The following is a 13,382-nucleotide window of genomic DNA, read 5'->3' as shown; positions in this document are numbered from 1 at the left end:
GCGCGCCGCGCCAGGGTTTCGCGCGTGCGGCGGCCGATAGGAAGGAAAGCTGACAAACCTTTGCCAAGCCGGGTCGAAATACGGCGATTTCGCGTTAAGATGGGCACCCGAGCCGTTCGCTCCTCCAGATGACAGGGAACCGATCATGAGACGCCCGGCCCCCGTCCCGCAGACCCGTTCCCGCATCTGATGGGCCTTCAAGCATATCTCGCCGCTCTGCCGCGCCCGTTCACGGAGGAAGCCCTGTTTCGCGCGCTCGAGGAGGGCGCGCGGGCCGAAGGGTTCACGCGCTACGCCCTGATGACCATTCCCTCCACCGACGAGGCGGGATCGGAGATGCGCCTCCTCTCCTCGAACTGGAGCGAGGAGTTCCGGCGCGGATTCGAGCGGCTGGGCCTGAACCGCTTCTCGCCCGTTCTGCGCGCGCTGCGCTCGGGCGCCGTGCCCTTCGTGTGGGATGCCGAGACGCTCTACGGCTACGACCCGGCGGATCCCGACATGAGCCCGCAGGCGCGCTTCCTGGCGGCCCAGGATTGCCTGCAGGGCCTCTACTGTCCCGTGCACGGGCTGACCGGCTTCACGGGCGTCCTGTCGCTGTCGGGACCCGGCCATCCGATAAGCGACGCCGCGGCCGACGATCTCCACATCGCGACCTTCACCGTGTTCGGCATCCTGACCGTCTGCCGCTTCCAGGAGAACCAGCGCAACAACCCGCTGACGGGCCGCGAGCGCGACTGCCTGCGGCTCGCCATGCTCGGCAAGACGAGCTCCGAGATCGGCCTGATCCTGAAGGTCTCCGAGCACACGGTCTCGCAGCACATGACCTCCTCGACGAGGAAGCTCAACGCCTCGAACCGCACACACGCGGTCGCGCTCGCCGCCCAGCTCGGCTACCTGTCCTGATAGGAAAACGGGCGCCCGCACGGGACGCCCGATCTCGTTTCTCAAGCGGCCCTGCCGGCCCTCAGGCCGGGCGCGGCAGGGGCAGGAACTGGTAGGCCCAGGTCTCCGTCAGAACGGTGTCGCCCTGGCGCAGGTAGCAGCGCATCTCCACCGGCTCGGTGCCGTCCGCCGTGATGTCGAAGGTCGTGCGCCAGGCGGTGCCGACCTTGACGGAATAGGCGTCGGCCTTGCCGAGCGTGCCGCGCGAGGCCGAGACCACGGCCTCGACGCCCTTGGCGTCGCGCGCAAGAGCGCCCACCAGGCCGCCGTCGAAGTCCACCACGATCTTGGTGACGCCGGCGGGACGGGGCTGCCCGGCGATGCCGCCCCGCCCGAGGCGCGTCGCCACGACCTCGCCGACGCGGGGCGGATAGGGCTCGCGGTTCGCCCAGTGGAGGACGTAGTCGAGAGCGATCGCGTCGCCCCGGCGCACCGACTTGTCGGCGATCCAGTAGGCGGCGATGTTGTCGTGGATCTCGTCGTCGGTCGGGATCTCGACGAGCTGCACCGCGCCCCGGCCCCAGTCGCCCTTGGGCTCGACCCAGACGCTGGCGCGCTTCTCGTAGAAGACGCCGTCGTCCTCGTAGTTGTCGAAGTTGCGGTCGCGCTGCAGGAGGCCGAAGCCGCGCGGGTTCTCGTCCGTGAAGCTCGAGGTCATCACGTTCACGGGATTGTTGAGCGGGCGCCATATGCGCTCGCCGGAACCCGTCCAGAGCGCCAGGCCGTCCGAGTCGTGCACCTCCGGGCGCCAGTCGACGCGCCGGCCGCGGTCGGTCTCGCTATACCAGAACATCGAGGTCAGCGCCGCGATGCCGAAGCGCTGGATGTCGTCGCGCGCGAAGTAGCGCGCCTGGATGTCCATGACGATCGGACCGCCCTTCCGGACGTCCATGCGCAGGACGCCCGCGACGCGGGGGCTGTTGAGAAGGCAGGAGATCGCGAGACGCCCGTCGGCGGAGGGCTCGAGGAAGAAGTCCGTGAAGCGGGGGAATTCCTCCGGGGTGGGCATCGCGACGTCGATGGCGAGCGCCCGCGCCGACATACCGAACTGGTTGTCCTCGCCCGACGTACGGAAGTAGGCGGCGCCCAGAAACGCCAGCCAGTCGGTCTCGCTGCCGGGCTCCAGCACCCGGAAGCCGGCAAAGCCGATGTCGTCGGGAAGCTCGCGGGCCGGCGAATCCGCCGGAATGTCGAAGAGCTTGGGGTCGTAGCGCAGGGTGCGCGCCTGCCCGTTCTCCACCACGTGGATGCCCACCGGGAGCTTGAAGTAGCGGCCGAGGTGGAAGAAGCGGATCGGGGCCTTGCCGCCGTTCAGCTCCAGCGTCTGGTCGGCGCGGTAGCGGATGCGCCAGTGCTGGTCGAAGTCGATGCGCTCCAGCGTGTCGGCCGAGCGTGGCACCTCGGGCACGTAGGGCTCGGCGGCGAGCGCGCGGGCCCGCTCCACCAGCGCGTCGAAGGAGAAGGGCTGCGGCTCGCCGAACCGCAGGGCGTCGCCCTCGGCGGCCTGGGCCTGTCCGGTCACCCCGGCCAGCCCCAGAAGCGAAAGCCCCAGCATCAGCTCGCGGCGGTTGAGATCGATGGTCATGGCACCGTCCTGTCCCAAAGGTCGGGCGGCAGTAAGGGCGTTGCGCGGCCCCTGTCAACGGCGCGGCCCGTCCGAAGCGGTGGGAGCGCCCTTTCAGGCGCTCATCCGCTCGAAGCCGCCGTCGCCGTCGAGGTCGAGCGCCATGCCCTTGGGAGCGAGCTTGGCGGAGACGGCGGCGGGGGCGCGGCGCGGCGGAGCCGGTGTGGCGGAAACCCTGGGCGTTGCCGCCGGTGCCGTCGCTGCCATTTTGAGCGGGACGGGCGCCTCGGCCTCGCCGGTGCGGAAGAAGCTCGTCCGCTCGTCGAGCTCGCGCGCCTCGGCCGAAAGCGCCTCGGCGGTGGCCGCCATCTGGTTCGCCGCGCTGGCGTTGGCCTGCGTGACCTGGTCGAGCTGGACGATGGCCTGGTTGATCTGCTCGATGCCGACCGACTGCTCGCGGCAGGCGGCCGAGATCTCGCCGACCAGCTCCGCCGTGCGATGGATGTCGGGGACGAGCTGGCCGAGCCGATCGCCCGCCGCCTCGCAGGCGCGCATCGTCTCGGCGGACAGCTCGCCGATCCGCGCGGCCGCCTCGCCGGAGCGCTCGGCGAGCTTGCGCACCTCCGAGGCCACCACCGCGAAGCCCTTGCCGTGGGAGCCCGCACGCGCGGCCTCGATCGCGGCGTTCAGCGCGAGGAGGTCGGTCTGGCGCGCGATCTCCTGCACCACCACGATATTGTCCGCGATCTGGCGCATCGCCGCGACCGACTGGCGAACCGCCTCGCCCGAGGCTTCCGCATTGGCCGAGGCCTGCGCGGCCATCTTCTCGGTCTGGCTGGCGTTGTCGGCGTTCTGGCGCACATTGGCGGTCATCTGCTCCACCGCCGCCGAGGCCTCTTCCGAGGCCGAGGCCTGTTCGGTCGAGCCCGACGACAGCTGCTCGGCGGTTGCGGCCGACTGCGTGGAGCCCGAGGCGACCTGCGCGGCCGAGGCGCCGACCGCGCCCAGGACCTCGCGCAGCCGGGCGGTCATCTCGCCCATCGCCCGCTGCAGGTCGCCGATCTCGTCGCGCGCCGCGGCCTGGCCGACGCGCGCCGTCAGGTCCCCCTCGCCGATCTGCCGGGCGAGCGCCACCGAGCGTCCGAGGCCCCGGCCCACCGAGGTGGCGATCCAGGCGGCGGCGCCCGCCGCCAGCACGACCGCAAGGCCGAGCGTTCCCAAGAACAGGAGACGGGTCTGGTCGAAGGCGGCCGCGTTGTCGGCGAGAAGCTGCGTGGTGCGGGCGGTCTCGCGGTCGCGCGCCTCGGCGAGGCTGTCCACCATCTTCGACATCAGCGGGCGCATGCCCGTGTTGGAAAGCGTGGCGGCCTTGGCCGCGGCCTCCGCGCCGTTGGCCTTGTCGGCGTTGGCCTGCGTCAGCAGCCCGATCACCTGGGCGGCGATGTCCTCGTACTGCTTGGCGTCCGCCTCGAGCCCGTCCAGCGAGGCGCGCTCGGCGTCCGGCGCGTCGGCCCGGTAGTCGGCGAGCAGGCCTTGCGCCTTACGGCTGCGCTCGATCGCCGTTTCCGACAGGTCCTTGAAGACGGCCGGGTCGGTCACGGTGTCGAGCGTGTTGGCGAGGCGCCCGACGTCGGAGATGTAGGCGCGCACCGTGAGGAGCCGCTCGCTCTGTTTCATCGGCCCCGCGACGGTCGCCTCCAGAGCGGCCTTGGAGTCCTCCAGCGCCCGCAGCCCGACGAAGCCGAGCGCGCCCATGAGAACGAGAACCAGCGTGAAGGAGGCGACGAGCCGCGCCTTGATGGTGATGCGCATGACGGCCGAACTCCCAGCAGACCGATGACGGCCGGAAGGGTAGGGGCGCGGGAGCTTCGGATCGCTTAAGGAGACGGGGCCGGGGGCTTGGACGGGACGAATCCCCGGATCGAGGTGAAGGCTTCGCTAAGCTTGAGAACCGATGGTTCAAATCTTGCGCAGCGCCACCTCTTCCACGAGATGGTTGCCGCCCTTGCGCAGCACGAGGTCGGCGCGCGGCCGCGTCGGCAGGATGTTCTCGTAGAGGTTCCGGGCGTTGATCGTCGTCCAGAGCCGCTCGGCGATGGTCAGCGCCTCCTCCTCCGAGATCGCGGAGTAGCGGTGAAAGAAGGAGGCCTCGTCGCGGAACGCCGTTTCTCGCAGGCGCATGAAGCGCTCGACATACCAGCGGTGCAGGTCGCGCTCGTCAGCGTCGATATAGATCGAGTGGTCGAAGAAGTCCGACACGAAGGGCACGAAGCGCCCGCCCGGCGGCATGTCGCGCACCTGCAGGACGTTCAGGCCCTCGAAGATCAGGATGTCGGGCTGGTCGACCTCGATGCTCTCGCCGGGCAGGACGTCGTAGAAGAAGTGCGAATAGACGGGAGCCCGCACATGACGCGCGCCCGCCTTGATGTCGCTGAGGAAGCGCAGGATCGCCGCGACGTCGTAGCTTTCGGGGAAGCCCTTGCGCTGCATCAGGCCGTTGGCTTCCAGAACGCTGTTGGGGAACAGAAAGCCGTCGGTCGTGACGAGGTCGACCTTGGGCGTTCCCGGCCAGCGGGCGAGAAGTTCCTTGAGGATGCGCGCCGTGGTGCTCTTGCCCGCCGCGACCGACCCGGCGATGCCGATGATGAAGGGCGTGCGGGCCTGGTCGGAGCCGCGCAGGAAGCGCTTGCGCTGGCGAAACAGGGCCTGGCTCGATTCCACATGGGCGTAGAGCAGGCGCGACACGGCAAGATAGATGCGCTCCACCTCGCCGACGTCGATCTGGTCGCCGAGCGAGCGCAGGCGCCGCACCTCGTCTTCGGTCAGCGTCAGCGCCTCGCGGCCGCGAAAGGTCGCCCAGGTCTCGGCCGGAAAGAAGTGGTAGGGCGAGAGCGCTTCGCCGCCCAGGGGGGCGGGCCGCAGGGTGAGGGGATCCACGGCGGCGCTCAAGCGTCGGGGGCCCGCGACGCCTTCTCCTGAAGGCCGGTCTGGGCGGTGCGCCGGTCGAGTTCGGCCAGGACCGCACTCAAGGGGATCTCGCGCAGGCGCAGCACCACGAGGAGATGGTAGAGAAGGTCTGCCGCCTCGCCGGTGAGCGCCGCGTCGTCCTCCGAGATCGCGGCCACCACGAGCTCCACCGCCTCCTCGCCGAGCTTGCGCGCGGCATAGGGCGTGCCGCGCGACACGAGCTTGGCGGTGTAGGAGCCGCCGTCGCCGGACGCCGCGCGCGCCGCCACGATGCGCTCGAGGCTGGTGAGCGTGAAGTCGTGGGTCGTCATGGTCTAGTGCGTCCCGTTCGGGCGTGGCGCCGCATCGAGGCGCATGGGAATGCCGGCGGCCGCCATGTGGTGCTTGGCCTCCATCACCGTATGGGTGCCGAAGTGGAAGATCGAGGCGGCCAGAACCGCCGCAGCGCCGCCCTTGGCGACGCCGTCCACCAGATGGTCGAGCGTGCCGACGCCGCCGCTTGCTATCACCGGCACGGTGACGGCATCCGCGATCGCGCGGGTGAGGGGCAGGTCGAAGCCGGCCTTGGTGCCGTCGCGGTCCATGGAGGTGAGAAGGATCTCGCCCGCGCCGAGCGCCACGACGCGCCGCGCGAACTGGACCGCGTCGATGCCGGTGCGGTTGCGCCCGCCATGGGTGAAGATCTCCCAGCGCGGTGCCTCGCCCTCGGCCGAGACGCTTTTGGCGTCGATCGCCACCACGATGCATTGGTTGCCGAACTTGTCGGCCGCTTCCGCCACGAACTCGGGCCGGGCGACGGCCGCCGTGTTGATCGACACCTTGTCGGCGCCAGCCAGGAGCAGGCGGCGGATGTCGGCGACGGTACGCACGCCCCCGCCCACCGTCACCGGCATGAAGCAGGCCTCGGCCGTGCGCGCCACGACGTCGAGGATCGTGTCGCGGTTGTCGGACGAGGCGGTGATGTCGAGGAAGCAGAGCTCGTCGGCGCCCGCCGCGTCGTAGCGGCGCGCGGCCTCCACCGGATCGCCGGCGTCGCGCAGGGCTTCGAAGTTGACGCCCTTCACGACGCGCCCGTCCTTGACGTCGAGGCAGGGGATGATGCGGGCTTTCAGGGTCACGGGAAACGGCCTGTGGAAAGGGGCGGCGCCAGGAGCGCCTCGGGGCGGCTTATGCGATGCCGCGATAGAGCTCGGCAAGGGAAAGGGTCAGGCCGAAGCCGTCCAGCGCGACGCTTTCCTGCGCGCCTGCAGTCATTTCGGGCGGGCCGAAAGCCCCGTCCTCGCCACGCCGCCAGAGCCAGGCGCGCGGCTCGTCCTGCGACAGGACGAGGTAGTGCAGGAGGGTGGGAAGCGCGGTGTACTCCGCAGCCTTCTCCCCGAAATCCGTCGCCAGTGTCGACGGCGACAGGATCTCGGCGATGAACAAAGGCTCGCCGGTCGCCAGATCCCGTCCGTCGCCCTCGGCCCGGTGAACCAGAACGTCGGGGTATCGGATGCCGACGGGAGTCCGTACGGCATAGTCGGCCGCCGTGATGCGAAGCGAGGGGTCGGTCAGGTCTCGCTTCAACAGGAAGGCCAGCTGCAGGAAGAGCTCGGCGTGACGCCTCGAGCCGCCTGTCATCATGCCGGTGATCCTTCCCCGTACGAATTCGAGCTTGCCCGCGCGGCCCTCGTTCCAGCGCAGGAAGTCGTCGGCAGTCCGGATGGTCGGCGTCTGGACGTTCATGCCGCTAACATAGCGCCGCCGCGAGCCCCCCGAAAGGGCGCGGCGGTTTCACGTGAAACAGCGGTCAGGCCGCCGCCAGCACGCGCAGCGCCTCGGCCGGGTCGAGGCGGCCGTCGTAGAGGGCGCGGCCGGTAATGGCGCCTTCCAGATGCGAGGCGTCGGGCGAGGCGAGGCGCCGGACGTCCTCGATCGAGGCGAGACCCCCGCTCGCGATCACCGGGATCGGCACGGAAGACCCAAGCGCGATCGTCGCCTCCCAGTTGATGCCGGCCAGGACGCCGTCGCGGTCGATGTCGGTGTAGACGATCGCCGCCACCCCGGCATCCGCGAAGCGGAGCGCCAGCTCGGTCGCGGTGAGTTCCGACGCTTCCGCCCAGCCCTCGACCGCGACGCGGCCGCTTTTGGCGTCGATGCCCACCACGACCTGGCCGGGAAAGAGCCGCGCCGCCTCGCGCACGAGGGCGGGATCGCGCACTGCCACCGTGCCGAGGATGACGCGCGACAGGCCGAGCCCGAGCCAGCGCTCGACGTCCTCCAGCGTGCGGATGCCGCCGCCGAGCTGGACGCGCATCTCGGCTCCGACCGCACCCAGGATCGCCTCCACCGCCGCGCCGTTCACCGCGCGGCCCGCGAACGCCCCGTCGAGGTCGACCACGTGGAGATGCGTGAAGCCCTGCGTGCGGAAGGCGCGCGCCTGCGCGGCCGGGTCCGTGTTGTAGACCGTCGCCTCGTCCATCAGGCCGAGCTTCAGGCGCACGCACTCGCCGTTCTTCAGGTCGATGGCGGGAAAGAGGGTCGGCATCAGGGCCTCCAGCGCAGGAAGTTCGCGATGAGCCGGAGACCCAGCGTCTGGCTCTTCTCGGGATGGAACTGGGTGCCCGCGCGGTTGTCGCGCGCCACGATCGCGGTGACCGCGCCGCCGTAGTCGACGCTCGCCACCACCTCCTCGGGCCGCGTCGCGACCAGATGGTAGGAATGGACGAAATAGGCATGCAGCCCCGTCTCGCCGGTCGCGATCCCCTCCAGAAGCGCATGGTCGCGGTGCTGGCGGATCGTGTTCCAGCCGATCTGCGGAACCTTGAGCTGAGGGTCGGACGGCACGATCGGCTCGACGTCGCCGCCGATCCAGCCGAGCCCCTGCGTCACGGTCTTCTCCAGGCCCCGGTCCGACATGAGCTGCATGCCGACGCAGATGCCGAGGAACGGCACGCCGCGCCCCTCCACCGCCTCGCGCAGCGCCGTCTCCATGCCCGGCACCGCCGCCAGGCCCGCCCGACAGTCCGCATAGGCGCCGACGCCCGGCAGCACCACGCGGTCCGCCCGGCGCACCGCGTCCGGGTCCTCGGTGACGAGAACCCGCACATCCGTCCCGGCCTCGGCGACCGCCCGCTCGAAGGCTTTCGCGGCCGAGCGCAGGTTGCCCGAACCGTAGTCGATGATCGCGACCGTCTCGCTCATGCACGCAGTCCCGAGGAAGGGGGATCGAAGAGGGTACGGGCCGGGCGCGGCGGCAGCACCGCGACGGGTGTCGGCGTCTCGCCGCCCGTGCCCTCAAAGCGTCGCCCACGCCCGTAGTAGAGGATTTCCGCTTCCGGCAGATCGCGTGCCTCGAAGGCCGCGCGCTCGCGCCAGCCCCGCCGCTCCAGGCGCCGCGCCCGAAGGCCCGGCCCCTCCAGCGCGACGAGGAGGCCGAGAAGCAGCGACAGGAGGCCGCCGATGCCAGGCGCCGCCGACAGGGCGCCGAGCGCGGGAAAGGCGATCTCCAGGACCAGCGCGCCCGCCGCCCACCAACAGAGGCGGTGGCGCGCGAGCCAGAGCGGCGGCAGCACCAGCGCTGCCCACGAGAAGCGCTCCGGCACGAAGCGCGCCGTCTCGCTCGGCTCCCGCGCCGCTTCCCGCTCGAAGACGCGCCAGCGCGTCGTCACGCCAGCATGCCTTTGGTGGAGGGCACGAGGTCGGCCTGGCGGGGGTCGATCGACAGCGCCTCGCCGAGCACCCGCGCCACCGCCTTGAAGCAGGTCTCCGCGATGTGGTGCGAGTTCTCGCCGTAGAGCGTCTCGATATGCAGCGTCAGCCCCGCGTTGATCGCCAGCGCCTGAAAGAACTCACGCACCAGCTCCGTGTCGAAGGTTCCGATCTTCTCCGCCGTGAAGCGCGTGCGGAAGACGAGGAACGGCCGACCCGAGACGTCCACCGCCGCGCGCGTCAGGCACTCGTCCATCGCCAGATCCAGCGACGCATAGCGCCGGATGCCCCGCCGCTCGCCCATCGCCCGGCGGATCGCCTGCCCCAGCGCGATGCCGACATCCTCCACCGTGTGGTGGTCGTCGATGTGATAGTCGCCCTTCGCCTCGACGTCGATGTCGATCAGCGAATGGCGCGAGAGGTGATCGAGCATATGGTCGAAGAAGCCGACGCCCGTCGCGACGCGCGCCTGGCCCTGCCCGTCGAGATCCACCCGAACCCGGATCTGCGTCTCCTTGGTCGCGCGCTCCACGCTCGCATCCCGCCGGCCCGCCGTCTCACCCATCACCCGTCTCCAAACGCTGTCGCCTCCCCATAGCGCGCGGCGACGCGGACCAAAAGGGCGCGGGCGTTCGGGGTACAAGACGGGGCTCCGCCCTCGACCCGGCAGGGACATGATGTCCCTGCACCCTCCTTCGTCGAAGAGGTTTCCCAGGCCGGGCGGGGCCACAGGCCCCGCCCGGCCTGGGACATGTTACCAAACGAAGGGAAGGGTCCGGGAATTCGTTCCCGGATGGGGACCGGGGCGATAGCCCCGCCACGACCCCGCGCGCCCCGCGCCCTTGGGGTCGCCGCGCCGCGCGCCCATATGGGCGGCGAGCGGGCGTTGGGCCCGGCGTGGATGGGTGTGATGATGGACAGGCATGATCCGGCGACGATGTACGGGACGACGATCGTCACGGTGCGCAAGAACGGGCGTGTCGTGGTGGCGGGCGACGGTCAGGTGTCGCTGGGCAACACGGTGATGAAGGGCAACGCTAAGAAGGTCCGGCGGCTCGGCAAGAACGGGCAGGTGATCGCGGGCTTCGCGGGGGCGACGGCGGACGCGTTCACGCTCCTGGAGCGGCTGGAGGCCAAGCTCGAGCAGTATCCCGACCAGCTGACGCGCGCCTGCGTGGAACTGGCCAAGGACTGGCGTACGGACCGCTATCTGCGCCGGCTCGAGGCGATGATGATCGTGGCGGACCGGAACGTGACGCTGACGCTGACCGGCAACGGCGACGTCTTGGAGCCCGAGAACGGGGTGATCGCGATCGGCTCGGGCGGCAACTACGCGCTGGCGGCGGCGCGGGCGCTCGCGGACACGGACCTCGACGCCGAGGAGATCGCGCGGCGCGCGATGCGCATCGCGGCCGAGATCTGCATCTACACCAACGACAACGTCGTCCTGGAGGCGATGGACGCGGCCTGAGGGCGCGTCACTGGAGCGGCGAGACGCCGATCAGCCACTGGTGCAGGCCAAGGATGAAGGCAAGGGCGAGGCCGAGGCCGACCGTGACGGCGATGGCGTCGCCCTTCGGCGAGACGGGGCCGGCGACGGGCTGGGGCGCACGGCGGAGCGAGCCGGCGTAGTCCGCCGCGGCCCAGACGAGAAAGGCGCCGAACAGGACGACGTTGGCGGTCTCGCCGTTGGCCAGGAGATGGCCGAGCGCCCAGAGGCCGACGCCGAGCACCATCGGATGGCGCGCGAGGCGCTTGATGCGCCCGGCCGGCGCATAGGCGCTGGCGACGAGCACGAAGGCGATCGGCACGAGAAGAAGCGCGAGGTGGCGAAGGCCGGTCGGCGGCGTCCAGGCCATGCCGGAAGCGGCCAGCGCATGGCCGTAGCCCTGGCCGATCAGGACGAGGCCGGCCAGCGACAGAACGGAGTAGAGCCCCTTGTAGGGGCCGTCTCCGAGCCGGGCGACGATGGCCGCGCGCGGGCCGTCGCCGGCGATGCGCAGCGAGTGGATGCCGAGAAACAGCACGAGGCCGAGAACCAGAAGAAGCATGACCGCCCCGCGCCGCGTTGCACCGCCGGGCGAGAATGGGTTCGAAACGACGACGGAGCAAGCGAAAAGGCCTGAGCGGCCCATGCCGGCCGCCTCGCGGTCCGACAGCGATGCCCTAGCTTTCCGCGGGCATGACCACGACCGCTTCCGAACCCGCCGAGACCCGCTTCCGGCGCCTGCGCCGACGGCTCGACGCGCTCTACCATTCCGACCATCCGGCGGCGCTCCGCTTCCAGGCGGCGATGGCGGCGGTCGACGTCCTGATCGTCGCCTTCTTCATCGCGAGTCCGCTGATCGAGAACCGGCGCACCTTCCTGTGGCTCGACTATGCGGCGGCGCTGGTGGTGGGGCTCGACCTCCTGGCGCGGGCGCTGGCGGCGCCGCGCCTGTCGCGCTGGCTTCGGCGCCCGACGGTCTGGATCGATCTCATCGTCCTCCTGACGCTGGTGGCGCCGAGCTATTTCTTCAGCCTCGGCTTCCTGCGCGTCCTGAAGATCTGGACGCTGTCGCACAAGGAGGTCCTGTGGCGCCCGGTGCGCCGGGGCCGCTGGCGCGCCTATGAGGACGCGGCGCGGGCGCTGATCAACCTCGTCACCTGCCTCTTCGTGATCACCGGCTTCGTCTACACGGCGTTCGCGAGGCCGGGTTCGGGCATCGAGGGCTATGTCGACGCGCTCTACTTCACGGTGGCGACGGTGACGACCACCGGCTTCGGCGACGTCACGCTGCCGGGCGTGGCGGGCAAGCTGACCTCGATCGTGACCATGATCGTCGGCATCTCGCTCTTCGTGCGTCTCGCGCAGGCCGTGTTCCGCCCCTACAAGGTCTTCTTCCGTTGTCCGCGCTGCGCGCTGGAGCGCCACGAGCCGGACGCCGTCCACTGCAAGGCCTGCGGCCATCTGCTGGCGATACCCGACGACGGGGAGTGAGGGAACGTCGGGCCTCGCCGTCCCGCAGCGCGACCGCCGCCGAACCGGGCAGCCGGCGCCGCTTGCCTAGGCAGGGACGGGTATCCTGCCGACGGGATGAGCCGATCCAGCGAAATCGGTCGGCTGCCTTAGCTTTGAGGCTTGCGTCCGCCCGGCCCCCCGGCTCTTAGGCTCCGTTGTTCGTTCCACCCGCAGAAGGACCCGACATGAAACGCAAACGGATCGTCGCCGGCTCGCTGGCCGCGCTGGCCACCCTCGCTACGCCGGCTCTCGCTGAGGACAGCAAGCCGATCGCGCCCAAGGTCTTCGTGATCACGATGTTCGGCGACGAGGCCAAGCCGTGGCTCGCCAACGAGAACCTGACGGACGTCGTCAAGGTGCCGGGCCTGTCCGCCGAGTATCCCGAGGTCCATTGCGGCACCGAGGGTCTCTGTCACATGACGACGGCGATGGGTTTCGCGAACGCGGCCAGCTCGGTTTCCGCCATGGTCTACAGCGGCCGGTTCGACCTCTCGCAGACCTACTTCCTGATCGCCGGCATCGCGGGCGTCGATCCCGACGACGGCACGCTCGGCTCGGCGCACTGGGCGCGCTACGCGGTGGACGGCGGCCTGCGCCACGACATCGACGCGCGCCAGATCCCGGCGGGATGGAGCTCGGGCGCGCTGGCGCTGGGAGCGAAGGCGCCCGGCGAGAAGGCGACCTGGGGCTCCAAGACCGAGCTCTACGAGTTGAACGAGGGCCTTCTGCAGCGGGCCTACGCGCTGTCCAAGGACGTCGAGCTTCTCGACGGCGACGAGGCGAAGAGCTATCGCGCGAACTACGGCAAGGGGCCGGGAAGCGCGGCGCCGGTCGTCTCGATCTGCGACACGCTGTCCAGCGACACCTACTGGCACGGAAAGCGCCTGGCCGACGCGATGGCGGAGCTGGTGAAGGCCGCGACCGACGGCAAGGGCAACTACTGCACCACGCAGATGGAGGACAACGCCACGCTGACCGCTCTCCAGCGGGGCGACATGGCGGGTCTCCTCCGGTTTGACCGCGTCGCGCTCCTGCGCACGGCGTCCAACTTCGACCGCGAGCCCGAAGGGGGCGATGCCTTCCAGTCGCTGAAGGCGCGCTCGGGCGGCTTTCCGCTCGCCACCGAGAACGCCTATCGCGTCGGCCATGCGCTGACCAGCGATATCCTGGCGAACTGGGACCGCTGGTCGGCGGGCGTTCCGGCGCAGTAAATTCTCG

At 70.4% G+C, this 13,382-nt stretch carries 15 protein-coding genes; 4 read left to right on the top strand and 11 right to left on the bottom strand.

The annotated features are described in order from the left end of the window. Positions 1 to 189 precede the first annotated feature (189 nt). On the top strand, positions 190 to 903 hold the full coding sequence (locus AUL35_RS12465; protein ID WP_062015249.1) for a LuxR family transcriptional regulator: 714 nt from the start codon (positions 190 to 192) through the stop codon (positions 901 to 903). A gap of 61 nt (positions 904 to 964) precedes the next feature. Here the strand turns inward: AUL35_RS12465 and AUL35_RS12460 are convergent, their stop codons facing one another. The 10 genes from AUL35_RS12460 to hisB all read right to left on the bottom strand — a co-directional run bounded on the left by AUL35_RS12460 (position 965) and on the right by hisB (position 9,728). Beyond that, positions 965 to 2,527, bottom strand: a complete 1,563-nt coding sequence (locus AUL35_RS12460) for a glucan biosynthesis protein (protein ID WP_062015247.1) — start codon at positions 2,525 to 2,527, stop codon at positions 965 to 967. Between the two features lie 93 nt (positions 2,528 to 2,620). Continuing rightward, positions 2,621 to 4,318: a methyl-accepting chemotaxis protein gene (locus AUL35_RS12455; protein WP_062015245.1), complete on the bottom strand. Its 1,698-nt coding sequence runs from the start codon at positions 4,316 to 4,318 to the stop codon at positions 2,621 to 2,623. Positions 4,319 to 4,465: 147 nt separating this feature from the next. Next, positions 4,466 to 5,428 carry a type I pantothenate kinase gene (coaA, locus tag AUL35_RS12450; RefSeq protein ID WP_062015307.1) on the bottom strand — a complete coding sequence of 321 codons (963 nt, stop codon included), beginning with the start codon at positions 5,426 to 5,428 and terminating at the stop codon, positions 4,466 to 4,468. Between the two features lie 23 nt (positions 5,429 to 5,451). Continuing rightward, positions 5,452 to 5,784 (bottom strand): phosphoribosyl-ATP diphosphatase, encoded by a 333-nt coding sequence (locus AUL35_RS12445; protein ID WP_062015243.1) that lies wholly within the window; start codon positions 5,782 to 5,784, stop codon positions 5,452 to 5,454. 3 nt (positions 5,785 to 5,787) lie between these two features. Continuing rightward, positions 5,788 to 6,591 carry an imidazole glycerol phosphate synthase subunit HisF gene (gene hisF / locus AUL35_RS12440; RefSeq protein ID WP_062015241.1) on the bottom strand — a complete coding sequence of 268 codons (804 nt, stop codon included), beginning with the start codon at positions 6,589 to 6,591 and terminating at the stop codon, positions 5,788 to 5,790. Positions 6,592 to 6,640: 49 nt separating this feature from the next. Next, complete coding sequence (locus AUL35_RS12435) at positions 6,641 to 7,198, bottom strand: Uma2 family endonuclease (protein ID WP_062015240.1); 558 nt, start codon at positions 7,196 to 7,198, stop codon at positions 6,641 to 6,643. Positions 7,199 to 7,262: 64 nt separating this feature from the next. Further along, entirely contained in the window at positions 7,263 to 8,000 is a 738-nt protein-coding gene (hisA, locus tag AUL35_RS12430) for a 1-(5-phosphoribosyl)-5-[(5-phosphoribosylamino)methylideneamino]imidazole-4-carboxamide isomerase (protein WP_062015238.1), read from the bottom strand. After that, the gene (hisH, locus tag AUL35_RS12425) at positions 8,000 to 8,656 is read right to left on the bottom strand and encodes an imidazole glycerol phosphate synthase subunit HisH (protein WP_062015236.1); all 657 of its coding nucleotides are present in this window, start codon (positions 8,654 to 8,656) and stop codon (positions 8,000 to 8,002) included. The genes hisA and hisH overlap by 1 nt, the downstream gene beginning before the upstream one ends. After that, a complete protein-coding gene (locus AUL35_RS12420; protein ID WP_062015235.1) occupies positions 8,653 to 9,123 on the bottom strand; it encodes a DUF2628 domain-containing protein in 471 nt (156 codons plus the stop codon). The genes hisH and AUL35_RS12420 overlap by 4 nt, the downstream gene beginning before the upstream one ends. Beyond that, on the bottom strand, positions 9,120 to 9,728 hold the full coding sequence (hisB, locus tag AUL35_RS12415; RefSeq protein WP_062015233.1) for an imidazoleglycerol-phosphate dehydratase HisB: 609 nt from the start codon (positions 9,726 to 9,728) through the stop codon (positions 9,120 to 9,122). Before hisB ends, AUL35_RS12420 begins: the two co-directional genes overlap by 4 nt. A 345-nt stretch (positions 9,729 to 10,073) precedes the next feature. Between hisB and hslV the strand changes: the two genes are divergently transcribed. Continuing rightward, positions 10,074 to 10,634, top strand: coding sequence for an ATP-dependent protease subunit HslV (hslV, locus tag AUL35_RS12410; protein WP_374754496.1), 561 nt, complete (start codon positions 10,074 to 10,076; stop codon positions 10,632 to 10,634). A 7-nt stretch (positions 10,635 to 10,641) separates the two neighbouring features. Here hslV and AUL35_RS12405 read toward each other — a convergent pair whose 3' ends face one another. Further along, a complete protein-coding gene (locus tag AUL35_RS12405) occupies positions 10,642 to 11,214 on the bottom strand; it encodes an NnrU family protein (protein WP_062015304.1) in 573 nt (190 codons plus the stop codon). A 131-nt stretch (positions 11,215 to 11,345) separates the two neighbouring features. Between AUL35_RS12405 and AUL35_RS12400 the strand changes: the two genes are divergently transcribed. After that, the gene (locus tag AUL35_RS12400; RefSeq protein ID WP_062015231.1) at positions 11,346 to 12,143 is read left to right on the top strand and encodes a potassium channel family protein; all 798 of its coding nucleotides are present in this window, start codon (positions 11,346 to 11,348) and stop codon (positions 12,141 to 12,143) included. A gap of 206 nt (positions 12,144 to 12,349) precedes the next feature. Beyond that, positions 12,350 to 13,375: a purine nucleoside permease gene (locus AUL35_RS12395; protein ID WP_062015229.1), complete on the top strand. Its 1,026-nt coding sequence runs from the start codon at positions 12,350 to 12,352 to the stop codon at positions 13,373 to 13,375. Positions 13,376 to 13,382 lie beyond the last annotated feature (7 nt).

Source organism: Aureimonas sp. AU4 (assembly GCF_001463765.1).
Taxonomy (GTDB): Bacteria; Pseudomonadota; Alphaproteobacteria; order Rhizobiales; family Rhizobiaceae; genus Aureimonas.
This window is presented reverse-complemented; position numbering and strand designations above follow the sequence as displayed.

What these genes read in the sequence shown, in the direction of transcription:
- AUL35_RS12465 (WP_062015249.1), top strand. Translation starts at nt 190, where the DNA reads ATGGGCCTTCAAGCATATCTCGCCGCTCTGCCGCGCCCGTTCACGGAG.
- AUL35_RS12460 (WP_062015247.1), bottom strand. Translation starts at nt 2,527, where the DNA reads ATGACCATCGATCTCAACCGCCGCGAGCTGATGCTGGGGCTTTCGCTT.
- AUL35_RS12455 (WP_062015245.1), bottom strand. Translation starts at nt 4,318, where the DNA reads ATGCGCATCACCATCAAGGCGCGGCTCGTCGCCTCCTTCACGCTGGTT.
- AUL35_RS12445 (WP_062015243.1), bottom strand. Translation starts at nt 5,784, where the DNA reads ATGACGACCCACGACTTCACGCTCACCAGCCTCGAGCGCATCGTGGCG.
- AUL35_RS12435 (WP_062015240.1), bottom strand. Translation starts at nt 7,198, where the DNA reads ATGAACGTCCAGACGCCGACCATCCGGACTGCCGACGACTTCCTGCGC.
- hisA (WP_062015238.1), bottom strand. Translation starts at nt 8,000, where the DNA reads ATGCCGACCCTCTTTCCCGCCATCGACCTGAAGAACGGCGAGTGCGTG.
- hisH (WP_062015236.1), bottom strand. Translation starts at nt 8,656, where the DNA reads ATGAGCGAGACGGTCGCGATCATCGACTACGGTTCGGGCAACCTGCGC.
- hisB (WP_062015233.1), bottom strand. Translation starts at nt 9,728, where the DNA reads ATGGGTGAGACGGCGGGCCGGCGGGATGCGAGCGTGGAGCGCGCGACC.
- hslV (WP_374754496.1), top strand. Translation starts at nt 10,074, where the DNA reads ATGATGGACAGGCATGATCCGGCGACGATGTACGGGACGACGATCGTC.
- AUL35_RS12405 (WP_062015304.1), bottom strand. Translation starts at nt 11,214, where the DNA reads ATGCTTCTTCTGGTTCTCGGCCTCGTGCTGTTTCTCGGCATCCACTCG.
- AUL35_RS12400 (WP_062015231.1), top strand. Translation starts at nt 11,346, where the DNA reads ATGACCACGACCGCTTCCGAACCCGCCGAGACCCGCTTCCGGCGCCTG.
- AUL35_RS12395 (WP_062015229.1), top strand. Translation starts at nt 12,350, where the DNA reads ATGAAACGCAAACGGATCGTCGCCGGCTCGCTGGCCGCGCTGGCCACC.